The following is a 22,545-nucleotide window of genomic DNA, read 5'->3' on the forward strand; positions in this document are numbered from 1 at the left end:
CGACCGCCGCCGTGCCCTGCCCCCGACCCGTACGGCCTCGCCCGGAAGGCGAGCGCGACGACCGCGCCCCCGGGGACGTCCGCCTCCACGACCTTCAGTGAGAGGACCGTTTCTTGACGCAGAACGACAACCAGCAGACGACCGAGGACCACACCGAGGCGGGCCAGCCGCCCGTCGGCCCCCACGAGCGCCCCGAGCCGGGAGTGAGCCCCTGGAACGCGCCGGTGGTGGCGGAGTTCCGAGCCAACGGCGGCCACGTGAGCGGTCCGTTCGCCGGAGGCGACCTGCTGCTGCTCACCACCACCGGTGCGCGCTCGGGCCGGGAACACACCAACCCGCTCGGCTTCGCGCGGATCGACGACCGCGTCTACGTGGTGGGTTCCGCCGGGGGCTCCGCGAAGGACCCCGACTGGTACCGCAACCTGCTCTCACGCCCCATGGTGACCGTGGAACTACCGGGAGAGGACTCCCGGGAGTGCGTCGCGGTTCCGCTGGCGGGCGGGGAACGCGACCTGGTGTTCGAGGAGATCGTCCGCCGCCACCCGGGCTACGGCGACTACCAGGACCAGGTGGAGCGTCGACTCCCGGTGGTGGAACTCCAGCCCTCACCGGGGTTCGGCTCCGGTGAGGTGCGCAACCTCGCCGACAAGCTGTTCCAGATCCACGCGTGGTTGCGCGGCCAGCTCGCCAACGTGCGCGGGGACGCCGAGCGCTACCTCGCCGAGCGCGACGCGGCGACGACCGCGCCGCCGATCGGGCTCAACCTCCAGATCCGTCAGCACTGCCTGGCCTTCTGCGAGTCCCTGCACTTCCACCACACCAGTGAGGACGCCATGTTCCCCCGCCTGGCCGAGGGCTTCCCGCACCTGCGGGAACCCGTCGAGCGCCTGGTGGAGGAGCACCGTGTGGTCGACCGCGTCCGGGGTGAGTTGGAGGGGCTGCTCGCCGACGTGCGCACCGCCGATCCCGTGCGGTTCATGGCCGAACTGGACCGGCTGACCGAGGAACTCGAGGCCCACCTGGACTTCGAGGAGGAAGCCCTCATCCCGACGCTGTCCGCTATCCCCTTCCCGCCCGAGTAACGCCCGTGCCGTGGGGCCCGGGAACCGCCAGCCGGTCCCCGGGCCCCACGTACGCCCGCACCGGCGCCGGTCGCCCTACCCCCCGAACAGAGTGCCGAGGTTGATCTCGGTGCCCAGGAACATGGAACCGACGATGAGGATCAGCAGACCGGGCAGCAGGGTCGCGGCGGTCACCATCGTCACCCTCGGGTTGAGGCGCTGGGCCTTGCGGCGCATGTACTGGGCGTCGGCCAGGCGCATGTCCTTGCTGATGTCCACCAGGGTGTCGCTCAGCGGGGCGCCGAGCTCCTCGGCCTGTTGGATGGCGGTGACGAACTTGCTGAGTGACTCGTTGCGGTTGCGGCGGCGCAGGGTCTCGAAGGCCTCCCGGCGCGACGTGCCCAGCTCCATCTGTCGCAGCGCGATCGTGAACTCGTCCGCCAGCACCCCCGGCATCGACACCGCCACCCGGGCGACGGCGGCCCGGAACGACATGCCCGCGCTCACCGTCACCGCGAGCACGTCCAGGAAGTCGGGCAGCTGCGTCTGCACCTCGTCGGCGCGCTCCTGGGTCTGCACGTACAGGTTGAGGTCGGTCAGACCCGTGAAGGCCAAGGCCAGGAGGGCGAGCATCGGGCTGGAGTCCGCCACCAGCACCAGTACGGCGAGGGAACCGTAGACGGCCACCTCACCGACCTTGCGACGCACGTACCGTTCCGTGGTCAGACCGTCAGGGCGCCCAGCCGCCTCGATACGGGAGGAGACGGAGGCCTTCAACGCCTCGCTCATCGAGGCCATCAGGGCTTTGGAGAAGGGGCGCCCGATTCGCTCGGTGATGCGGTGCAGGAAGAAGGTCTCGTCGCTCTTGGTGGTCACCGGAGCGTTGACCGGGTCGTCCACGGTCACCCGCGTCTGCGACTGGGTCAGGTAGAGGCCGTAGACACCGAGCAGCACGACCAGGGCCGAGGCGAGCGCGGCCGCCAGGGGTATCAGGAGCGGGAGGTTCATGGGTGTCCTTCGAGGGGGCGGGGGTCCCGGAGGACCGGGACGTGGTGCGGTCGGGCGCTACATCTTGAACCTGGTGATGCGGGCGACCAGCGCGAAACCGGTGGCGTACAGCGCCGCCACGACCAGCAGCACCGCGATCCCGGCCCCGGAGCTGGTCATCGTGCGCATGATCCCCGGCTCGATTCCGTTGACCATGAACAGGGCGCCCACCGACATGAACGCGAGCGCCCACACGGTGGAGGTCGTCTCGCTGAGGATGGTGCTCACCTCACGCCGGGTCTCCTTGCGGCTCTCCAACGTGCCGGAGATGTTGCGCAGGGCCGTCACGAGCGAACCGCCGGACCTGGACGCCACCACCAGGGTGGACAACAGCACGCCCAGCTCCCGAGAGGGCATGCGCTGGCGCAGGTCCGCGATGGCCTCCTCGAAGCTCGCACCCAGCTTCATCGACTCCGCCATCCGGCCGAGTTCCTCTCCGGCCGGGCCGTCCAGTTCGTCGGCGGCGATGGCCACCGCCGTCGGCAGCGCCAGCCCCGCGGAGGTCGCGTTGCCCAGTACACGGGCCAGGTCGGGCAGCTGGTTGGTGAACTCCTCCCGGCGCTTGACCTCGGCCCTGCGCAGGTAGGAGAAGAACAGGAACGCCACGCCCGCCGCGGCCAGCAGACCGAAGAACGGCGCGAGGACATGCCACACCACCAGGACCGTCAGCAGCGTTCCGGACACGAGCGCCACGACGAACGTGGCCGGGCGAATGTCCGTGCCCGAGCGCGCCATGCGACGAGCGAGCCGCGCACCCCACTGCGTGCGCCGCAAACGTGCGTCCAACCTGGCCAGGGGGGTGGACGCCTCGTACTCCGCCTGGTCCAGGGCGCTGCGGGCGGCGATCAGCCGCCGCTGCTCGGCGCTGGCCACGAACTCCCACAGAGCCCACAGCATCAGGAACAGAACCAGGGCGAGGCCGCCGAGGATCGCCGGAACCTGCCAGTTCACGCGGACTCCCTTCGGACCGGTACCGCCGCGCGGCCCGGTGTCGTACTTCGCTGTCGCGTCCGCGTGGACGCTGTTCGGGCCCTCACTGGCTGCCCTGCGGGCGGTCGTCGGACACGACCCCGAACACGGACGGGATGCTCTCCCCCACGTGGTACATCCGAGCGGCCACGTGGCGGGGCAGGGGATGGTGCCGGTACCGCCCCTCGACGGTGCGGTCGGGATTGGCAGGCAACGCCGCGAACTCCATGAGCCGATCCAGACGGAACTCCTCGCGGCGGCGCGAGGAGACCACGGCGATCTCGTTGATCCGCCGCGCCCCGTCCGGCCAGCGGCCCAGGTGCACCACCGCGTCCACGGCGTTGTTGATCTGGTCGCGGATCGCGTCGTAGGGGATGTTCCCCTCGCCGAGGGTCGCCAGGGTCTGCAACCGGTAGATGGCGTCGTCCGCCGAGTTGGCGTGCACCGTCACCAGTGAGCCGTCGTGGCCGGTGTTCATCGCCTGGAGCATGTCGATGGTCTCGGGGCCGCGGACCTCGCCGACGATGATGCGGTCCGGACGCATCCGCAGCGCGTTGCGCACGAGGTCGCGGATGGCGATCTCGCCCCGCCCCTCGATGTTGGCGGGCCGTGACTCCAGCCGCACGACGTGCTCCTGCATCAGCTGGAGCTCGGCGGAGTCCTCGATCGTGACGATCCGCTCCTGGCTCGGTACGAAGGCCGACAGAGCGTTCAGGAAGGTCGTCTTACCGGTACCGGTACCGCCCGACACCACGATGTTGAACCGTGCGCGCACCATCGCCGACAGCAGCACCCCGGTCGCCTGGTCCAGGCTGCCCATCCGTACGAGTTCCTCGATGGGGTAGGGCTTGGGGAAACGCCGGATGGTCAGGACCGGCCCGGACAGGGACAGCGGCGGGATGATCACGTTGACCCGCTCCCCACTGGGCAGACGGGCGTCCACCATCGGTGAGGACTCGTCCACGCGCCGGTTGACCAGCGACACGATCCGGTCGATGGTCTGGTACAGCTGCTCCTCGCCGTTGAAGGCGGCGTCGATGCGCTCCATACGGCCGCCGCGTTCCACGAACACGTTGTCGGGGCCGTTGACCATGATCTCGGTGATGCTCTCGTCGGCCAGCAACGGCTCCAGCACACCCAGCCCCAGGGCCTCGTCCACTACCCGGCGGATCAGCACCGACCGTTCGCGGTCCGAGAGCACCGGGCCCTCACGGGACAGGAGGTGCCCCACGACTCGCTCCAGGCGGACACGGCGCTGTGCCAGCGTCAGCTGGGTCAGGTCCTCCAGGTTGATCTCCTCGAGGAGGCGCCGACGCCAGTGCGTCACGCTGCCACGGTCCGCGCGCTCCTCGACGCCGCGGTCCTCCTCCAAACGGTCCTTCAGGCCCATGCCCCTCGTCTCCTCCCTCGCCGCTGCCGTCCTGGTGTTCCGGTTGGCTCGCCTCACACGTTCGGCATGTCCACCCGTCGGGTCAGAGTCAGGTTCAGCTCCACTGACGAGAACACGATCGGCAGTGGGTGCGAGACCTCCACGAAGTACCCTTCACTGTCGTTGGCCCCGCTGGTGATGGTGGCGTCGTCCAACCAGCCGGGCAGGGCGGTACGGGCGGCGTCCTCGGCCCCGGACAGCTGCTGGGTTCCCGCGGCCCGGGCGCCCGCCCTGGCGGCCGACTCGATGCGTTCGATCGCCACGAAGGCCAGGAACACCTCGATGGCCACCACCACGGTGAGCAGCAGGACCGGCAGGATCGCGGCGAACTCCAGGATGGGTCCGCCCCGGTCCGAGCGCGGACGGCCGCCGAACAGCAGGCGTCGGAGCCGCCGATGCCCGGGGGGACGTGTGCCGGAGCCGCGTGTCCCTGTTCCGCTTGCGGCGGTGCGGCTGCCGGGTCGCCGGGACGCCTGGACTCGCTCGGAGGAGGGTGCGCCGTTCAGGGTGCCTCCACCCCCTCCGGATCCGTGGTCCCGCGCGGCGCAACCTCGGTGACCACCTTCGCCTCCCCGGTGATCGGCCACGGAGCCGTCACACCTGGAAGAAACACCGGCATGTCCAGGCTCACCCGGGCGAACCGGGCACCGTCCCGCTCAACGACCTCCGTGGTCAGTACGTCCTCGCCGTCCCAGGGCGCGCGCACCCGCTTGCGCGCCTCCTCGTCGATGCGCGCCATGTCGTCCGGGGTGACGGAGGCCTGCCGGGCCGCTTCGGCCGCTCCGTGGGAGGCGTACATGGAGGTGACGCCGATCAGCAGCACCTGCCAGACCAGAGCCAGCGCCAGCATCATGAACGGCACCATGGCCGCGAACTCCACGAAGATCGCGCCTTGGTCGTCCCGGAGGCCCCGGTGTCTCCGGAGTCCCCCGCGCTCCTCAGACACCGATTCCTCCCCCCGACCGTTGGGTGCCCTGCCCCCAGGGGGAGGGGCCGGTCGGCCGGCTCTGGCTCCCGGTGGTGGTCGGATCGGGGCCCATGGCGTTGAGGAAGCCGGACACGTCCCTGGTGGTCGGACCCGACGACGGTTGGGGCCGGGAGGCCCGCCCGGCCAGCCCCTGCGGGAGTTCGGCCGAGGGCGTGGTGTGGCCGCCCAACCCGGTGCCGCCCGCGACGGCGGTGGGCGGCACGAGCAGGTCCAGTTCCGACGCGAGCCGGGCGAAGGCCTTGCGCAGTCCCTCGTCGGTCACCCGTGTGGGGTCACCGCTGTTCTCCCCGGGCTCCAGCGCCCGGTAGGCGGCGGGGACGGGCGTGCGCAGCACCTTGGTACCCAGCAGCTGCTGGAGGAACTCCGGCTGGATCTCGTTCTTGCGGCTGTGCCGGGTGACCAGCGAGTGGACATCCTCGTGCGAGCGGATCTGGAGGCGTTCCCACATCGCCATCAGCCGCTGGGCGCCCCGCAGTGCGGGAACGTCCGGGGTCACCGTCACCACGGAGCTGTCGGCCACCTCCACCGCCATCGCGGTCGCCTCGTTCATGGTGGAGCCGCAGTCGACGATCACCAGTTCGTAGCGGGAGCGCAGGGCGCTCAGGACGCGGCGGGTGGCCCGTGCGGTGACGTCCTCGCCGCGCTCGCCGTGCTGGGGCGCCAGGAGCACGTGGGGGCCGCGCGGGTCCACGTAGAGGGTCTCGGCGAGCATGCCGGGACTGATGTCGTCGGCGGCGTCCACCAGGTCCGTGATGGACCTGCGGTGCTGGAGGTTGAGGAAGGCGGGCAGGTCACCGGCCTGGAGGTCCAGGTCGACCAGGCACACCAGCCGGTCCCGGCGGGCCGCCGCCATCGCCAGGTGCACCGTGCAGGTGGTGGTGCCCACTCCGCCCTTGGCTCCGCTGAGTGTCACGATCCGACCGCGCACCCCCGAGGTGGGCAGGTCAAGCGACGCCGACTCCAGGTGGCGTCGCAGGGTTCGCGACCACTCGGCGGCCCTGGCCACCCGGGTCTCCAGCTCGGTGGCCCCGGAGTCGGCGGGGAGCACGCCCCGGGCGCCCGACTCCATGGCCGCCGTGAAGGTCTCCGGGTCCATCGACGGTGAGACCAGCAGGATCGCCAACTGCGGATGGCGGTGGGACAGGTCCCGGATCGTGTCGAAGACCGGTGCCGGACCCAGCTCCTGGTGGATGAGGACCACGTCCAGGTCGGGGTACTCGCCCGCTCCGCTGATCAGATCCGTGCTCGTGAGGCGGGACGAGACGAGGTCGGCCCCGGCCAGCTCCTCGAAGCGCGCCGCGATCACCATCTCCGTCTCGGAGGTGGGCATCCCCGCCAGGACTCGGAAGTTCACTGGTACTTACCCCCATGCGGCATGCGCCGCTCGTCGCTCTGTTCGTCCGAACCGGATCCGCCGCCCGAGTTCTCGAAGACACCTTCGAAGTCACCGCTGCACACCTGGGTGTCACCGGGGTCGCCCCCGCCCGCCGCGCTCACCAGGCCCATGCGGAGCTTGGTGGCGAACTCCTCGGCGTAGGCGAGCTGGAGCGCGGTCTGCGGGTCGAGCCGGAAGGTCACCGGCACGACGCCCGCCACTCCGCCGGCTTCGGACTCCTGACTGCGCAGCTCCCCGATCTCCAGGACCTCCACCTCGGTGACGATCCGGGTGGCGCAGGCCTCGCCGTGGTCGCGCGCCTGGAAGGTGCCGTAGATGTCCACGACCGAACCGCGCTGGACCTTGCCCGCGATACCGGTCTCGGCGTTGACCATGATCGCGATCTCCCGCTCACCCGCGGTCAGGGTCGGCTGGGGCTTGAGCATGCCGTGTTGGAGGATCGACCCCTCGGCCAGGTGGCTCGCGGCCACCAGCTCCTGCCCCTCAGGGGTCTCGATCTCGTCCAGGTCGGAGATGAAGACCTCCGGGTCGAAGTACGAGGCGGGAACCTCGACGGTCGTGTAGGAGTCCTGTCCCAGCGGTTGGTTGGCGTCGACGTCCTCGACCAGTTCCAGGACGGTGGCGACCCTGCCCACCTGGTCCTGCTGGCTGTTGAGGTAGGTGAAGACGGAGGCGAACACGGCGACGGCGCCGATAGCGGCCACGACCATGAGCAGGACGCCGCGTCGCTGACGGGGGTTCATAGGGGGTGGTATCCGTTTCCGTGTCGTCGGGGGCCGTCCGTCCTGGAGTCGGAGCGGCGAGCCCTAGCGGGAGTAGGTTCTGGGGGATTCCGTGTGGGGTGCGCCGTCCGGGTCCGTGGCGCCCTCCGACGGGTTCGGCGGAGCGGACGGTCGTTGTCCGTGCGCCGGTTCGGGGGGCGCCCCGGCGGCGTAGGCCAGGGCCTGGGGGTGGGCGCTCAGCGCCACGAACTCGACGTACTTGTGGGTGCCCCAGTAGGTGTGCCGGTGTGGTGGGCCGCGGTGGGGGCTTCGCCGCCGACCCCGCGACAGAACGGGCACGGGCTGGCGGTCACGGGTTCACCGCACCAGGCGCACTCCGTCGCCCTGAGCGCCCCGGCGGCGTAGGCCAGGGCCTGGGGGTGGGCGCTCAGCGCCACGAACTCGACGTACTTGTGGGTGCCCCAGTAGGTGCTGCCGAGGGGTTGGACCGGCAGGGTCCGGGTGGCCACCGGCTGGATGGCCTGGGGCAGGTTCTCGTCGAACACCCGGGTGATGCTCGGGTCCGGGGTGGAGTACAGCAGCTGTACCGGCTGCACCGGGCGGAAGGGGACGCTGACGGCGTCGGAGGGGCGCAGACGGCCCACCCGGGCGGAGGGAGCGCAGTAGGCGAGGAAGGAGACCGCGGGCGCGTACGAACCCATGTGCTGGCGCAGGCTCGTGGGCAGGGTGGACAGCCCGGACACCGTTCTCAGCCAGGCCCCCGCCAACAGGTGCTTGGGCAGTTCCGCGCTGAGCGCGGCCACCATCCCCGGGGGCAGGTAGGGGGACAGGTAGGCGAGCTGGTCGGCGATGAGGGAGAGGGCGAGCGGGGACAGGTCGACGCTGATCCCGGCGATGTGGTCGGTGCGCAGGGCGGCCCGCGCGAAGTCGACCGCCTTGCGGGCGTCGGTGGACTGCCAGGCGGGATAGAGCGCCACGACCCGGCGGCCCGCGCGCACCTCCTCCTTGGCGAAGACGACGAAGGCGGCGCTGCGTGCGCCCACGTCGTCGCCTGTCATGGCGAACCGCCGTGCTCCGGTCTCGCCCACGTGGCCCGTGCTGGGGATGTCCGCCAACAGGGCTACGGTCGTCGCCGACCGCGGTAGGGCATTGGACACTGGAAAGGCTCCATCGGTTCTGCGCGCTCGGGCGATGTCGGTTGCTTCAGAGACGCCCCGCGTCTCAGGTGCCACTCGGACGCATCGTAACGAATGGGTGCGGCACTGCGGGAGGCCCGGTAATCACCACCTTGGGGCACGGGTTGCGCCATGTGGTGCGTTTTCGTCAATGAGGCCAAGGTGACCCGGTGAACGGGATGGGGTCCTCGGGCTGGTAGGGGGCGGGGGAGTCGGTCGCGTGCCCGGAACGCCCAGGTCGGTTCGGCCGAGTTTCATTGAGTTGCGACACGATCTTATGCCTTCGTTCCATTTGTCCTCTTCGGATCATGGCTCCGCTTCGGGTCTCCGGCCCGTGTTCACTGGGCGTTCGTCGGTGTCGGTGCTGGTCGGATGGTCGCGGCCCGCCGGGATGGCGGATCGGATCGGCGACGGCCAGTGGCGGCGAGAGGTGCGAGGAGAGGCGGATGCGCCCGTCCTTTCAGGATGCCCCTCCGGCGCCGGAGTCACCAGTGCCGCCGGTCCTTCTGTGGACAACTGCCGACAGGGGAGGGGCGGGGCGGGGATGTCGCGTCGGTCTCGTTCGGGGTTGTCTTCCACACGACGGGGAACGATCGAGGGTGACTTCGCGTCATATCTTGAGAAGTCACTTGCCCCCTGAGGAGACGAACACGATGCGCAAGGCAAACCGGGCCGCCGCCGGTGCGGCCGCTTGGCAGGTCATCCAGAACACGGACAGCAAGGTCTCGCTGTGGGAGCGGGTCCGGGCGGTCCCCCGCATGCTCGGTGCCAAGCTGCGCGGGCGCTACCCGGAGCTCGGCGGCGGCAAGCTCTTCGCGATGCTCGTCCTGGTCGGCTACATCATCTCCCCGATCGACTTCGTACCGGAGCTGATCTTCTCGGTGTTCGGCCTGGTCGACGACGTCGCCGTCGCCGTCTGGCTCACCACCATGGCGCTGGGGGAGAGCGAGCGCTTCGTCGTCTGGGAGCGCGGGCAGCAGGCGCAGGAGGCCTTCGGCCGGGCCAACCAGCCCGGTCAGTACCCCGGTCAGGGCGCTCACCCGGGCCAGCACCCGGGGCAGGACGAGTACCAGGCGCAGGGACGGCACACCGGACCGGAGCAGACGGCCGCCCACCAGCGGCAGAGGCACTGACCGAATCGTCCACAACGCCCCTCAACCTGCGGGGGGAAGAAGAACGAAACACTGTCCTTGAAAGGGCATCGTGGACACATCCCCCAACCTGCCCGACCCCTGGCGTCCCCAGCAGGAACACGGTTCACCGGAGTTCCCGGACCACGACGTGGCCCCGAACCCGCTGGCCGCCCACCACCGGCTCGCTGTGGATTCCCCTCCCCCGGGGCGGATCAGGACTCCGCTGATCGTCGGAGCCACGGTGCTCGCGGTCGCCCTGTTCGGCGGAGCCCTCTACTGGGCGCTCCCGGGTCTCCTCGGCCAACCCGAGCCCGCGGTCGTTGGCGAGCGGACGGTTCCCTACGCGGGCGACTACCTGCTCGGCGAACCCACCTGGTACCTGGCGCACTCCCGCCTGTCCCGGGAGATCTGCGAGACGTGGACCGACGCCATCGCCGAGGTCGCCTTCTCCGAGCAGGTCGCCCACGATCTCATGGACCCCAGCGTGGAGTTCCTCGCCCTGGAGAAGGAGGTCGCGGCGCCCAGGAACGGCGCGGCCTACCGCAACGACGTGGTCCTCACCCACAACACCTGGTACACCCAGCTCCGGGACGGAACCCTCGACGTGCGGGACGGCGACCCGGTCGGGGAGCCACGCGACATCCTGGTCCTGGGCAACGTCTCCGCCTGGACCCTCCAGTACGTGGTCAGGGCCGACTCCGGTATCCACTCCCTCGACGACCTGGCCGGCAGCACGGCCGTCGTCGCCTGGGACGACCCGGAGACCCTCGAACTGAGTGACCTGACCCTGCTCTCGGCCGGGGTGGACCCGTGGTCCATGGACGTGGCCTCGGGCCACGACTTCGACACCGACACCCCACAGCAGCCCTTCATCGACGGGGACGCCGACGTCTACGTCCTCTGGGACCGCGTCGAGAACGCGGAGCTCGACCATCTGGAGCGGCAGGGGATGGAGTTGCGTGTCCTGGAGGTCCCGGAGGAGGTGGTGGCCACGGTCAGCCGCGTCGACGCCTCCTACACGAACCTCACCGTGGAGGCGGGCGCCGTGCCAGGACAGGACGGGAACACCAACCTCCTGGCTTCCTGGGAGACCCTGTACGCGCACACCGACCTTGACGAGGACCTGGCCTACGAACTGGTACGCGCCGTCTACGAGGAACTCGGCGCCAACGCGCCCAATGAACGGATCGCGACCGTGGAGCAGGCGCTGAGCGGAGTGGGGGCGGAGAGCGTCCACCCGGGCGCGGCCCGCTACCTCAGCGAACGCGGGGTGCTCTGACCGGGCCCGGGGCTCGCTAACCGCCCTGGGACAACCGGCGGTCAGCGGCCGGGGTGCCGTCGAACCCTGGTGGGCGCACGTCCCTGACCGCGCAGCGCGGTGTGTGCGGCGTGCAGTCGGGCCTCCTCGGTGTCCGCATCCCTCGGCGTGCCCGGACACGAGCCCTCTCCGGGGCTCCCCGCCACCTCGTCGGCCCACTCGAGCAGCCGCCCCAGCTGGGGAGAGCCCTCGCCGGAGGAGACCCGGGTACGGCCCAGGACCAGCTCACCCCCGGTTCCGTCGACGGTCACGAGCACGCCCTCGGGGACGGGGCGGTCACCCACCCGGATCCCGTCGGATCCCACGGTCAGCTGCCCCACCCCGACCACGGCCGGGGTGCCCATGGACCGGGCGACCACGGCGGCGTGGCTGGCAGGGCCGCCCCGTGCGGTGACGATCCCGGCCGAGGCGGCCAGACCGCGCATGTCCGACGGGGAGGTCTCCGGACGGAACAGGACCACCGGCCCCCGCGCCGCCATGCTGACGGCCCGGTCGGCACTGGTCACCACCCGGCCGACCGCCACCCCCGGACAGGCGCCCAGGCCCCGGGCGAGCGGGGGCCGTCCGTCGGGCAGGACGGCTCGGGCGGTGCGCGCGTGCCGCAGGTGCTGGGGGGAGACCCGCAGCAGGGCCGCGGCACGGCTGAGCACACCGGCCTCGGCGAGGTCGACCGCGACACGGACGGCGGCGGCCCCGACGAGTCGCGCGGGGCGCAGTTGGAGCATCCACAGCCGCCCCGACTCGTAGGTGAACTCGACGTAGCAGGCGTCGCGGTGGTGCTCCGCGACGCTGTCCAGGGCGGCCACGAGGTCCGCCCACACGGTGGGTTCCCGGTGGGCGAGGTCCCGTAGGGGGCTGGTCAGCGCGGTGCCGGAGACCACGGCGTCCCCCTGGCTGCCGAACAGCACCTCGCCGAAGGGCACGTGTTCACCGGTGTTGGGGTCGTGGGTGAAGGCGACCCCGCTGCCGCTGCGGGCGTCCCGGTCGCCGAGCACCATCGCCTGTACGGTCACGGCGGTGCCGAGGTCGTGGGGTACGCCGTGCACCGCGCGGTAGGTCCTGGCGCGCGGGGTGTCCCAGGAGGAGAACACCTCCGAGATCGCCCGGTACAGCCCTTCCAACCGGCCCTCCTCGCCGCCGGGGTCCGTGGTGGGCAGGCCGAGGTTGAGGATCGTCGTCATCATCCCGGGCATGGACACGGCGGCCCCGGAGCGGACGGACACCGTGAGGGGGTCGTGCGGGTCGCCGAACCGGCGTCCGGTCTCGGCCTCCAGCGCGGTGACGGCGGCGGCGATCTCGGTGCGAGCCCCATCGGGGAATCGGCCCTCGTCCAGGAAGGCACGGCAGGCCTCCGTGGTGACGACGAAGCCCGCTGGTACCGGTAGGTCCAGGCGCCTCAGGGTGAGGAGCCCGTGGGCCTTGCCGCCCAACAGTTCCGGGCCCTGCCCGACCCGTGCCGAGAGCGGATAGGTCCACGTCATCGCGACCGTCCTTCCTGGATCCGTCAGTACCGGGGGATGCCGAGGGTGACCAGCAGGTCCTCGTGGAGCTGGGCCCACACCGCGTGGTAGGAGGCCGTGCCGTCCGCGACCTGGTCCAGGGCCCCCGCCCGGGCACGGGTGAGGGCGCCAGCGAGCCGGACCCGGTAGCGGCCGAAGCGGACCAGGCGGGCTGACAGGTCGGCGCAGACGGCGGCGAGGCGTTGGTCGAGGTCGGAGAACAGATCGAGGACCCGGGCGTCGTGGTCCGCGTCGGTGTGGTCGTTCGGGGTCGGTACGCCGTCCACGAGCCGCAGCTGCCAGGCCGTGCAGAGGTCGAGCAGCTCCGGATTCAGTTCCAGGAAGCCCTCGTAGGCGCGTTCCACGAGGGGACGGGCGCCGGTGGAGTCGAGTTCGGCGGTGATCCGTGCGGCGCCCGCCGCGCGTCCGGCCCCGCTCAGTCCCCAGCCGCCGAAGGCCCCTCCGGTGCGGGTGACCAGTCCTGAGACGGCGAGGTCGATCAGCTCGGACTCGGTCTCGTCCTCGCTGAGACCGGTCACCTCGGCGAGCCGTACGGTGCCGGAGAATCCGGCGCAGCGCAGGGCGTGCAGGGCCAGCAGGTCCGCGCCGGTGGTGTGCGGTGTGGTCTCGGGTTCCATGGCCCCCCTTCCAGGCAGCCCGTTTAAGATACTCCAATCATCTGGATGATGAAACCATGTGGAATCGCAGGCGGGGTCGGGCCCGGCCGGGTCTCACCGTGCGCGGGGTCGCGGCGGGCGTGCACCGCTGTTCGCCCATGGGTGCGCCCCTCCACGAGAGGGCCGCACCCAGGTGGGTGCTCGGGGTGTCAGAACTCCTTGGCGAGCGGGCCCAGGACCGGGATCCACTCACGCACCGAAACGTCGGCGACCAGGCCCTCGACACGGAAGGGGTCGGGCTCGGTGTGGGCCAGGGCCTCCTTGGCGGAGTCCGCTCGGAAGAGCAGCAGGGCGCCGGGGGCGTCGTCGGGGCCGAAGGGTCCCGAGCAGAGGTTCACGTCCTGCTGGGAGAGCTCGTCGAGGTAGGCGCGGTGGGCGGGGCGGTGCTGGTCGCGTGCCTCGGTGCTGTTCTCGGCGTAGGTGTAGGTGAGGGCGTAGACGGCCATGGTGGGTGCCTTCTTTCTGGCTGCCCGGGGGCAGGGGTGGTCGGTCCGGAGCCAGGATGCCAGGTCCCGTGGTGGTGGGGTCGGGTCTCCTCCCGTCGGGCCCGCTTCGAGGGGGTGGCCGCGCCCCGTCCGGAGATCCGTTGAGCACGCTGTTGCCTGGGATGCGTGACTGGACCCGGCCGATGTTCGCTCCTTGTTCAACGGGTGCGGGGCGAACACATCTGGACGAGGGGTCGGGGTGTTCTCGCTGGCCAGGTCGGCGTCAGGGGAGTCCGTACTCACCCGCACCCTGAGAATCCTCCGTGCCTCCAGCTTCCTCCGCCGCGCTCACCGTCTCCGAGGCCGCCCGCCGCGCCGAACTCCCGATGGTCACACCGCACCGTGACCGATCAACCAGCTCACCGCTCCAGCGGCGGGGAGCACCTACCTCGCCGAGGCCCACACCGGCTGGCTCGTTGCGCACACCAACTTCGACTCCGTCAACGGCGCCACGCTCCTCGGATCCGCCGAACGCATCGCCCTCAGGACCGGTCCAGGGCCTGATCCATCCGCGTGCCCAGGGAGTCGGCGAGCAACCGGGCGTAGGTCTCGGTGAGGTGGTGCGAGTCCCGGTAGACCACCACGTTCCCCACGACGGCCGGACAGGAGTCGTCCGTGCAGATCAGGTCGTTGAGGTTGACCAGTTCGGCACCCTCCACCTCCAGGGCCGCCAGCTCCTGGGGGTCGTCCAGCTCCAGCGCGGCCGACGCCGGCCGGTCACAGGCGGCGAGGTCGTCCGCGTACTTCGCGAGGCAGTCCAGCACGTCGGAGGTCGTGCGGGGGGTGTCCCGGATCACGACGATCGGGGTGTCCGGACCGGCGACCTCCTCCCACAGCTCGGCCATCCCCTCCGCCATGGCGTCGCGCGCCTCCGGCCCGGACTCGAAACCGTACGGGAGCGCGGCAGCCGAGGAACTGGTCACCACCAGGTCCGGCCCCAGTTCCCCGATCTCGTCGACGACCGCCCGGTTCCACTCCTGGCACTCCTCGTAGGGAGCCCCCTCGCGGCCCATCTCAGCGGCCGTGAACGCGCAGGCCGACTTGTTGAACACCACCAGACGCCACCCCCGGTCCTGGGCCAGCGAGTCCAGGGCGGGGAACCACTGGGTGCTGTGGGAGTCCCCGGTGAGCGCCACTGTGGTCTCCGCGTCGTCGGGTCCGTAGACACACGGATCGGAGGGGTCTCGCCTGTCGAAGCCCGCGTGGCATCCGTCGTCGTACGCCTCGGGTGTGTCGTCCTCCGCGCCGATCGGTGAGGGGTACATCCAGGCCCCTTCGGGAGAGGGCAGGCCGATCCCCTTCGGCCCCACGTGCACGGTCGGATCGAAGTCGCTCGCCTGGAAGCTCTCCACGCGCAGCAGACCCGCGGCGGAGACCGCGGCCACGGAGAGGATGCCCACCAGGGCAACGGCCAACGCGCCGCGCCCGGTGCGCACCAGGCCGTGCCGGGCCACCGGGTCCTCCACCCACAGCTTGGTCAGCCAGGCCAGCAGGATCGACGACGCCGCGACCGTCGCGATCCCCAGCGGCCCCAGGGTCTGCCTCTCCAGTACGACCAGGGCGAACACGATCAGCGGCCAGTGCCACAGGTACAGGGCGTAGGAGATGTCCCCGACGAACCTGGCCGGTCCGGTACTCAGCACCATCGCCGCGGAGGGGCCCTCCGGCCGTTCGGCGGCGATCACGGCCACGCAGCCCAGTACGGGCAGCAGCGCCGCGTACCCGGGGAAGGGGGTGCCGGAGTCATAGAGCACCGCGGAGGCCACCACGGCGGTCAGTCCCGCCCACCCCAACGGCAGCCGCAGCGCACGCGGGAGTCCGCGGTCGGCCAGGTACACCGCCAGGAGCCCGCCCGCCGCCAGTTCCCAGGCTCGGGTGGTGGGCAGGAAGTAAGCAGAGGGGTCGCCACTCGCGGTCATCGCCACCGAGCACACCAACGAGGCGGCGAACACCGAGGCCAGCACCACCGTGAGCACCCGGAGCCCACCGGAGAGCCCACGCAGGAAGAGCGCCCACAGCACGAACAGCAGCGGCCAGAGCAGGTAGAACTGCTCCTCCACCGACAGCGACCAGAAGTGCTGCACCGGGCTGGGAGCCGTCTCGGCCGCCAGGTAGTCCAGCGTCTGATCGGCCAGGTACAGGTTCTCCACGTACGCGGCGGAGGCCAACGTCTGCCAGGCGGTGTCGCCCAGCCGGGTCACAGGCAGGAGCACCAGCGCGGCGGCCCCCGTCGCCAGGAGCACAACCGTCGCGGCAGGGAGCAGGCGCTTGACCCGTCGCACGTAGAACCCGGCCAGCGACACCCTGCCGTGCTCCCGCACCTCACGTAGGAGCAACGAGGTGATGAGGAATCCGGAGATCACGAAGAACACGTCGACGCCCACGTAGCCGCCCGGCAGCAGGTCCGGGTTCAGGTGGTAGACGAGCACGAGCAGCACGGCGACGGCGCGCAGCCCCTGCACCTCGGGTCGGAAACGGCTCCCACCACTCCGGGGCCCGGGCCGCTCCGAGGCGGACCGGACCTGCGGCGAAGTGAAGTCGGGTGATCGCATGCCGTCATACTGCGCCCCGGCGCCGCTTTTGGGGAGTGAACTCGGGAGACCTTTCGCCAGTGTTTCCTGAGTCTTCGCCCTCCCGAGGGACACCGCTCCACTCACGTGCCCTGGGGCCCTCCGGTGGCCCCACCGGGCGGCGCTGGAACCGATCCGCGCGAGAGTTTCCCGTTTCCCCTGGGAAAGACTGCGGGAAACAAGCCCAACGGCCTTTCTGAATCGACAGTTTGGCCACATTATCGGAGCGCTGGCGAAAGAGGGGTGGCGGCTATATGGGTCGCCGTCGAAAGCCCTGTCTGTTTGCCAGTCGCGTCAGGTGATGAGGATTTCGTCGAGTGCGGAGGAATGTCCATGCACAGCTGTTTCGTGAACTATCGAACCGGTGACGGGGAGCAGGTAGCGGCACTCATCGGCCGGGAACTCTCCCAGCGGTTCGGTGAGGAGGAGGTTTTTCGGGCCAGTGATTCGATTCCGGCCGGAGTCGACTTCGAACAGCGGCTTCGAAAAGCTGTGCGAGCGTGCGAGGTGCTGTTGGCGATCGTCGGTCCGCGGTGGCTGGAGAAGCGAGAAAGTGACGGGTTGAGGGCGATCGACGACCCGGGCGACTGGACGCGCTGGGAGATCGCGGCGGCCTTCGAGGCAGGGGTGACGGTGATCCCCTTGCTGAGCGAGTCCACTCCGCGTCTACGTGCCGCAGACCTGCCCGACGAACTCGCCCCGCTCGCTCGCTGCCAGTACCGGCGACTGCGCCACCGGAACAGCGGCACCGACCTCGACGAGATCGCCGAGGCTGTTCTCATCGCCGCCCCTGAGCTGGAGGAACGAGTGCGCGCCCGCGAAGAGGAACGGACCATGGAGGAGAAGTCCGCGAGCCCGACGGGCAACACCATGGGCGACGTCAGGGGGGTCGCGACCCAGGCCAGGGACTACCGAAACGACGGAGTGGTCGTCAACGGCGAACACGCGACCACCCACGCCGGAACTGGGGACATCAACCAGAACTCCACCGTGAACCACGTCGCGGGAGACCACAACTCGACCGTCAACAACGTGTCCGGTGACCAGCGAGTCAGGGACCAGATCTCCGGCCGCGTTGACAGGCGGGGGCGCGAGTGACGACCCAGGAGACCGAACGCCCGCAGGGGGAGGCGGGCATGTCCGTGAACGGCGAGCATGCCACCACCCACGCCGGAACGGGCGACGTCAACCGGGACTCGACAGTCAACCGCGTCGCCGGTGACTGGCACTCTCAGACCAACTACTACTTCAGTCGTCCCGATGTCGGCTCCTACTCGGCGCGCCTCAGTCTCGACGCCGAAGGCCGGGTGCACTACGTCAAGGAACGCAGGGTCGTCCCCGGGGACCGGTTGGTCACCCTCCGACGGCGGTTCGTCGCGCCGGACGGTTTCGAGGAGGAGAGGTGCCGCACCGACATCGCCCGCCACGGGGCAGTCGTCCTCAGCGCCTCACCCGGTGACGGAGCCAGGTCCGCTGCTCTGATGATCCTGGCCCCCAGAAACGCTGAGTCGGACCAGGACGTTCGGGACGATCTCGTCGAGACTGGCGCCGATGGTCGGCCCGTTCTTGGAGCGGAACCGCTCAAAGGCGGGGAACGCCTGCTCGTCGACCTCACCAGGGAGAGTGGGGTCTCCCCGGCTTCTGTGTGCGACGAGCTGGAGGGGCTGCGGGTACGGGCTCATCGCTCGGCAGCCTCCCTCGTGGTGCTGGTGGAGCGCGGGGACGAGGAGAGACTCCCCGAATCCCTGAAGGACCGGGTGGTGCCCCTCAACCGCCCCGATCCGCTCGCCGTGTTGGACAGGCACCTCGATTCTCGCGACGTGCCGGGGTTCTTTCCCGACCGTGCCACGGAGAACGTCCTTGACTGGGCCGTCACCGCCTCCATGAGCGAGGTTGAGAGGGTTGCCAGGCGCGCGTCGACCGCTCGGAAGGAAGCCGCGTACGAGGGGACGATCGACGACTGGCTGGGAAAGGCCCTGGAGCCGGGGGAACCGCCCCCGCCCGAGAACCTGGAGCACACCAAGGGACGTGCCCGGGCGATTCTGCTCGCTTCCTCACTGATGGAGGGGGCGCCGGTCGAGCACCTGGCCGTTGGTGTGGAGTCCCTGCTCTCCCAGATCTCCTTCCCGGAGGACGACACACCGCTGCTCAACCGCCCAGGATTCCAGGAGGAACTGCGCCTCGGCGGGATCGTGGTGGGGTCCGAACGGAGGGTGCGCTTCTCACGCCCGGGGCGCGGCAGGGCGCTGCGATCGGCGTTCTGGGACGCGCACCCCCAGCTCCATGGCGCGTTCGGCGAGTGGGTGGACACCCTCATGGCCGACGGTTCCCTGACGCCCTCGGACCGGGACCGGCTGGCGGAGCGTTGGGCCGAACAGACGCTGCGGATCGCGGACCCCGGGGCGCTCCTCCTCCGTGCGGAGCGGTGGGCCACGCGGAAGGGCCGGAGCGCTCCGCAGGCCGCCGTGCTCCTGACAACCATGCTGCGCGACGACCGATATGGGAGGGACGTTCGCCAGTTCCTCTACACGAAGGCGCAGAACGCAACGCTCTCCTCCGAGTTCGGTCAGGTTCTGGTCGCCGTGTGCGCCCAGGAGCTGGCCGAGACCCATCCCGGACAGGCCCTGATCCGGTTGCACATGCTCGCAGGGAGCAGGGAAGGCGCGGTGGCCGACGCGGCCCGCGCCGAACTGGGCACCCTGGCGATGAAGGCCCCCTTGTACCTCCAACTCCTCCGCAGGGTCTGCGAGCGTCTCCGTGACCACGGCCCCAGGCCGGACTGGCAACACGACACGGAACGGGAGCTGCTCTGGGACCTGGCTGATCCTGATCGCATAGCCGGGGTCCAGCGAGGCCGACACGACACCAGCGAAGTGCGGCGGTGGCTCACCGAGGGGTTGGGCGCCCTCTTCCGCCGTGAACGCGCCTTGACGAAGACCTACGCGGCCCGGTGGATCGGGTTCGGGAGGCAGCTGATGGGGATCCTCGTGAACGCCTCCGTCCTCGCGGGGACCCTCCCCTCGCTCTACACCGCCGGACTGCGCTGGCGGGACGAGACAGCCACCTCGGAGGAGAGGGAACGGCGCCGCGCGGACGGAGAGCACCTCGTCCGGATGGTCGACGAGGTGGAGGGCCTGGGCAGCCGGACGCCCGCCATGGCGCACGGGCCGAATGGCGCCGCGGCGCCAAGGAAGGAGGACGGATGAGTTCCACGCTTCGACGCGTCGCTGTCCTGGCTGGGGTGGCGGTCCCGCTGGGCCTGGTGCTGTACCTGACCATCCAGTGGTGGGCGTTGCTGTTGGCACCTCCCCTGGTGCTCATCGGTGTGCTCGCGCTCATGCTCAGCAGTACCAGGCCGGCGCTCCCGGGCGAGACCGCGCCGCGTCCGGACCGGTTCGTGGAGAGCGGACCGAAGAGCACCCGGATCAGGCCGTCCCTGGTATGCAGCCGGGACAGCGAGTACCCGTTCGTCTTCTCCGCCGTGGTCCGGTGGCGGTGGACGGGAGAACCGGACCACCGGCTGCGCAATCCCGACGGGCTGGCCGGGCAGCTGGTCATCGACCAGGCCCGACAGGTGTGCGCGAACTACCGGCCCGAGCAACACGATGTGGCGCTTCACGAGGTCGCGGCCTCCCTGGGGGTCTCCCACCAGGGGTTCGGTGGCGCCGTGGAGGTGTGGGCCGAGGACGTGACGCTCTCACTCTCCGAGGAGGACGAGACACGTCTGAGCCGTATCGCCACGGCTCGGAAGGAAGGGGTCCTGTGGGAGGTGGAGCGTTCGGTGGAGGCCGCCAAACGCAGGTACTACGCGGACGACGTCCTCGCGACGCCCGGTAGCGCGATCGTCTGGGACCTGGTGCGTGGTGACGCGGACATCAACCGGACCCACGGTCTGATCGAGATCCTCACCCGTGTGGCCGAGGCGTCGAAGGGCGCCGATCCGGCTGACCTCCTGGAGCGCCTGCGCGTCGCGTCACCGGAGGCCTTCTCCTTCCTCAACGGGACCGTGCCCGGGGGCCTCGCACCGGATCGCCCTTTGTGGGAGTGGCCGCAGGAGCGGGACTGGGCGGATGAGGTGACCGTCAGTCCTCCCACGAGCGACGGGGGAGCCGCGGGGGCGGAAGTCGGCCTCGCCGGTGCGGTCGGGAGGCTCATGGACGATGTCGAGGGCATCGAGGACGAGGATCTGCGAGCCCAGGTCGTGGAGCGGTGGGCCAGGACCTTCGAGTCGGCCTCGCTGTACGAGACCGCCGAACTGATCCGGCGCCGCCACCCCCTTGGCCACGAAGTCGGAGACGACGGTGACGGATCACCCCTGGTGGGTGTCACGTACATCGCCCCGGAGGCCGTTCCCTCTCCCAACGGCAACGGTGTGCCCCTCTGACCAAAGCCCCCGCGACGGAGCTTGTGAGCAGGGCCGGGCCCGAGAGCACCTCGGGCACGGCCCCTCTCAGCGTTCCTGAAACAGCCCCGCACCGTTCAGACGGCGCTCAGAGCGGTGACCAGCGTCGGGGAGAGCTCACGCACCGACCGGTGGCCGTGGTGACGCGCCAGGGTCTGGTGCAGACGGCGCAGGTCCAGACGGACGGTGGCCGAGTCGACCCCCGTCCCCTCGGGTAGGAGTTCGGTGGCGATCTCGCAGGAGTTCTCCACCTCCCCCGACAGGGCGTGGGCGAGCGCCCGGCGAACCCCGAACCTGGTCCGGGCCCGGACCGCGCCCCCTGGCAGTGACGCGCACTCCTGGTCCAGGATCGCGGCGGCCTCCTCCACACGGCCCAGGTCGACGAGGCACCACCCCCGGGTGACCCCCACCGGATCACTGACGTTGCGCGACCCGAGGATCTCCGGCCCTCCCGCTTCGGAGTCGCCACGGGTGGCCCGGTCGGCCGCCAGGTGCTCCCGGGCCCGCTCCAGAGATCTCTCGCAGGACACCAGATCGCCGACCAGTGCGTGGCCCTGTGCCTCGCGCTTGGCGGCGAGGCCGAGGACCCGGGGAGAGCTCGCCCGGCCCCGTTGCGCGCGCTGGGCCAGAGCGACGGTCTGCGGCCCGTCGTGCGCGTACATGGTCATCAGGGCCCGCCGCACCAGCGCGTACTCGCCCATTTCGGAGTCATCACCGGCACCGGCCAGTGACACGGCGGTGTCGGTCCACCACAGGGCTCGCTGTTCCGCTCCGCTCTCCTGAGCCATCCACCCCGCGTACTCGGCGAACCGAGCGGCCAGCCGCAGCGCGGCGTTCCGCTGTGCCGGGGGAGCGGACCTCGCCAGTTGGCGGAGCGCGTTGGTCTGGACCGCGGCGATGGGGAACACCATCGACGGGGCCACGTGCTGCCCCATGTTCCTCAGCTCGCCCAACTGCACGCGGAAACTGGCCAGCGCGGGTTGGGCGTCGCCGCTTGCCTCCCCTCCAGGGCGGTCCGGTGCGGCACCGCTCCCGAGTCCGGCGCCCAGCACGCCCAGCGCGCTGAGGGAGAGGGCGGTGCGGCGGTCCATTCCGGCGAAGCCCGTTTCTCCGCTCGGGGTCATACTCATGAGCCATACCTCCTGGTCGACGCTGGGAGGCTCCGCCTGGTCGGCTCGGTCGGCCTGGTCTGCCCGTTCCGCGGTGGTGACCGGAGCGAGTGCGGCCAGCCGCCCGTCGGCTCCGAGAGCCGCGTCGCAGGCCCGCACCAGGTCCTGGGAGGGGTTCTTCGCCCCGGTCTCCACCTTGCTCAGGTGACTCTTGCTGAAGTGCACCCTCCGGTTCAGCTCTTCGAGGGTCATCCCGGCTTCCTGCCGACGTCGGCGGAGCTCGGCACCGAACATTCTTGTCACCTTTCGGGGGGTGGAGCGGGGGTGTTCCGGTGCCTTCACCAGAGGCGGAGGGAAACGCGTCGGGGGCGGGTGGTCGGGGCACCGGTTTGGCACTGGGGTCATATCCGGTGCGTCGAGCGGGGAAACGGGGACCGGGCCCAGGGCGTCCCTCCGGGCGCAACAGACCCGGAGGGGGAGAAAGCGGGCCCTGAACGGGATCGAAGTGGGGTCCGACTCGGCGTTGGTGACGCGTTCACGCCGGTCTTCGGGCAGACTGGCCTGA

The 22,545-nt window shown here is 70.6% G+C and carries 19 protein-coding genes; 6 read left to right on the top strand and 13 right to left on the bottom strand.

Annotation, left to right across the window (positions count from 1 at the left end):
• Positions 1–113 precede the first annotated feature (113 nt).
• Positions 114–1,082, top strand: coding sequence for a nitroreductase/quinone reductase family protein (locus ADX84_RS15575; RefSeq protein WP_199776608.1), 969 nt, complete (start codon positions 114–116; stop codon positions 1,080–1,082).
• 75 nt (positions 1,083–1,157) lie between these two features.
• On the opposite strand, the gene ADX84_RS15580 is transcribed toward ADX84_RS15575, so the two are convergent.
• The 8 genes from ADX84_RS15580 to ADX84_RS15615 form a co-directional block, all read right to left on the bottom strand.
• Positions 1,158–2,069, bottom strand: coding sequence for a type II secretion system F family protein (locus ADX84_RS15580; protein WP_049574500.1), 912 nt, complete (start codon positions 2,067–2,069; stop codon positions 1,158–1,160).
• A gap of 57 nt (positions 2,070–2,126) precedes the next feature.
• A complete protein-coding gene (locus tag ADX84_RS15585; RefSeq protein ID WP_049574503.1) occupies positions 2,127–3,059 on the bottom strand; it encodes a type II secretion system F family protein in 933 nt (310 codons plus the stop codon).
• Between the two features lie 82 nt (positions 3,060–3,141).
• Complete coding sequence (locus tag ADX84_RS15590; RefSeq protein WP_049574506.1) at positions 3,142–4,467, bottom strand: CpaF family protein; 1,326 nt, start codon at positions 4,465–4,467, stop codon at positions 3,142–3,144.
• Positions 4,468–4,520: 53 nt separating this feature from the next.
• Positions 4,521–4,886: a TadE/TadG family type IV pilus assembly protein gene (locus ADX84_RS15595; RefSeq protein WP_049574624.1), complete on the bottom strand. Its 366-nt coding sequence runs from the start codon at positions 4,884–4,886 to the stop codon at positions 4,521–4,523.
• A gap of 122 nt (positions 4,887–5,008) precedes the next feature.
• Positions 5,009–5,386, bottom strand: a complete 378-nt coding sequence (locus tag ADX84_RS15600) for a pilus assembly protein TadE (RefSeq protein ID WP_049574627.1) — start codon at positions 5,384–5,386, stop codon at positions 5,009–5,011.
• Between the two features lie 58 nt (positions 5,387–5,444).
• The gene (locus tag ADX84_RS15605) at positions 5,445–6,848 is read right to left on the bottom strand and encodes an AAA family ATPase (protein WP_049574510.1); all 1,404 of its coding nucleotides are present in this window, start codon (positions 6,846–6,848) and stop codon (positions 5,445–5,447) included.
• The gene (gene cpaB, locus ADX84_RS15610; RefSeq protein WP_049574514.1) at positions 6,845–7,633 is read right to left on the bottom strand and encodes a Flp pilus assembly protein CpaB; all 789 of its coding nucleotides are present in this window, start codon (positions 7,631–7,633) and stop codon (positions 6,845–6,847) included. Before cpaB ends, ADX84_RS15605 begins: the two co-directional genes overlap by 4 nt.
• Positions 7,634–7,848: 215 nt before the next feature.
• Positions 7,849–8,727 carry a hypothetical protein gene (locus tag ADX84_RS15615; RefSeq protein ID WP_369801089.1) on the bottom strand — a complete coding sequence of 293 codons (879 nt, stop codon included), beginning with the start codon at positions 8,725–8,727 and terminating at the stop codon, positions 7,849–7,851.
• Between the two features lie 713 nt (positions 8,728–9,440).
• Here ADX84_RS15615 and ADX84_RS15620 point away from each other — a divergent pair.
• Positions 9,441–9,920: a YkvA family protein gene (locus ADX84_RS15620; protein ID WP_049574519.1), complete on the top strand. Its 480-nt coding sequence runs from the start codon at positions 9,441–9,443 to the stop codon at positions 9,918–9,920.
• A gap of 70 nt (positions 9,921–9,990) precedes the next feature.
• Entirely contained in the window at positions 9,991–11,199 is a 1,209-nt protein-coding gene (locus ADX84_RS15625) for a TAXI family TRAP transporter solute-binding subunit (RefSeq protein WP_049574523.1), read from the top strand.
• Between the two features lie 41 nt (positions 11,200–11,240).
• Here ADX84_RS15625 and ADX84_RS15630 read toward each other — a convergent pair whose 3' ends face one another.
• From ADX84_RS15630 to ADX84_RS15645, 4 genes are all read right to left on the bottom strand, one after another.
• Positions 11,241–12,719, bottom strand: a complete 1,479-nt coding sequence (locus ADX84_RS15630) for a PEP/pyruvate-binding domain-containing protein (protein ID WP_053107299.1) — start codon at positions 12,717–12,719, stop codon at positions 11,241–11,243.
• A 23-nt stretch (positions 12,720–12,742) separates the two neighbouring features.
• Complete coding sequence (locus ADX84_RS15635; RefSeq protein WP_049574526.1) at positions 12,743–13,375, bottom strand: hypothetical protein; 633 nt, start codon at positions 13,373–13,375, stop codon at positions 12,743–12,745.
• 188 nt (positions 13,376–13,563) lie between these two features.
• On the bottom strand, positions 13,564–13,860 hold the full coding sequence (locus ADX84_RS15640) for a YciI family protein (RefSeq protein WP_049574529.1): 297 nt from the start codon (positions 13,858–13,860) through the stop codon (positions 13,564–13,566).
• Between the two features lie 521 nt (positions 13,861–14,381).
• Positions 14,382–16,451, bottom strand: coding sequence for an acyltransferase family protein (locus tag ADX84_RS15645; protein ID WP_234003995.1), 2,070 nt, complete (start codon positions 16,449–16,451; stop codon positions 14,382–14,384).
• Positions 16,452–16,817: 366 nt separating this feature from the next.
• Between ADX84_RS15645 and ADX84_RS15650 the strand changes: the two genes are divergently transcribed.
• From ADX84_RS15650 to ADX84_RS15660, 3 genes are read left to right on the top strand one after another with little or no spacing between them, the layout of a single operon-like run.
• Entirely contained in the window at positions 16,818–17,567 is a 750-nt protein-coding gene (locus ADX84_RS15650; protein WP_369801090.1) for a toll/interleukin-1 receptor domain-containing protein, read from the top strand.
• Positions 17,564–19,675: a hypothetical protein gene (locus ADX84_RS15655; RefSeq protein ID WP_049574540.1), complete on the top strand. Its 2,112-nt coding sequence runs from the start codon at positions 17,564–17,566 to the stop codon at positions 19,673–19,675. The genes ADX84_RS15650 and ADX84_RS15655 overlap by 4 nt, the downstream gene beginning before the upstream one ends.
• A complete protein-coding gene (locus ADX84_RS15660; protein ID WP_049574544.1) occupies positions 19,672–20,853 on the top strand; it encodes a hypothetical protein in 1,182 nt (393 codons plus the stop codon). The genes ADX84_RS15655 and ADX84_RS15660 overlap by 4 nt, the downstream gene beginning before the upstream one ends.
• 95 nt (positions 20,854–20,948) lie before the next feature.
• On the opposite strand, the gene ADX84_RS15665 is transcribed toward ADX84_RS15660, so the two are convergent.
• Positions 20,949–22,274, bottom strand: coding sequence for a helix-turn-helix domain-containing protein (locus ADX84_RS15665; protein ID WP_049574551.1), 1,326 nt, complete (start codon positions 22,272–22,274; stop codon positions 20,949–20,951).
• Positions 22,275–22,545 lie beyond the last annotated feature (271 nt).

Source organism: Nocardiopsis sp. SBT366, assembly GCF_001083815.1.
GTDB lineage: Bacteria > Actinomycetota > Actinomycetes > Streptosporangiales > Streptosporangiaceae > Nocardiopsis > Nocardiopsis prasina.

Excerpts from the sequence above, each read along its gene's own strand:
- ADX84_RS15580 (WP_049574500.1), bottom strand. The coding sequence starts at position 2,069 with ATGAACCTCCCGCTCCTGATACCCCTGGCGGCCGCGCTCGCCTCGGCC.
- ADX84_RS15590 (WP_049574506.1), bottom strand. The coding sequence starts at position 4,467 with ATGGGCCTGAAGGACCGTTTGGAGGAGGACCGCGGCGTCGAGGAGCGC.
- cpaB (WP_049574514.1), bottom strand. The coding sequence starts at position 7,633 with ATGAACCCCCGTCAGCGACGCGGCGTCCTGCTCATGGTCGTGGCCGCT.
- ADX84_RS15620 (WP_049574519.1), top strand. The coding sequence starts at position 9,441 with ATGCGCAAGGCAAACCGGGCCGCCGCCGGTGCGGCCGCTTGGCAGGTC.
- ADX84_RS15630 (WP_053107299.1), bottom strand. The coding sequence starts at position 12,719 with ATGACGTGGACCTATCCGCTCTCGGCACGGGTCGGGCAGGGCCCGGAA.
- ADX84_RS15635 (WP_049574526.1), bottom strand. The coding sequence starts at position 13,375 with ATGGAACCCGAGACCACACCGCACACCACCGGCGCGGACCTGCTGGCC.
- ADX84_RS15640 (WP_049574529.1), bottom strand. The coding sequence starts at position 13,860 with ATGGCCGTCTACGCCCTCACCTACACCTACGCCGAGAACAGCACCGAG.
- ADX84_RS15645 (WP_234003995.1), bottom strand. The coding sequence starts at position 16,451 with ATGCGATCACCCGACTTCACTTCGCCGCAGGTCCGGTCCGCCTCGGAG.
- ADX84_RS15660 (WP_049574544.1), top strand. The coding sequence starts at position 19,672 with ATGAGTTCCACGCTTCGACGCGTCGCTGTCCTGGCTGGGGTGGCGGTC.
- ADX84_RS15665 (WP_049574551.1), bottom strand. The coding sequence starts at position 22,274 with ATGTTCGGTGCCGAGCTCCGCCGACGTCGGCAGGAAGCCGGGATGACC.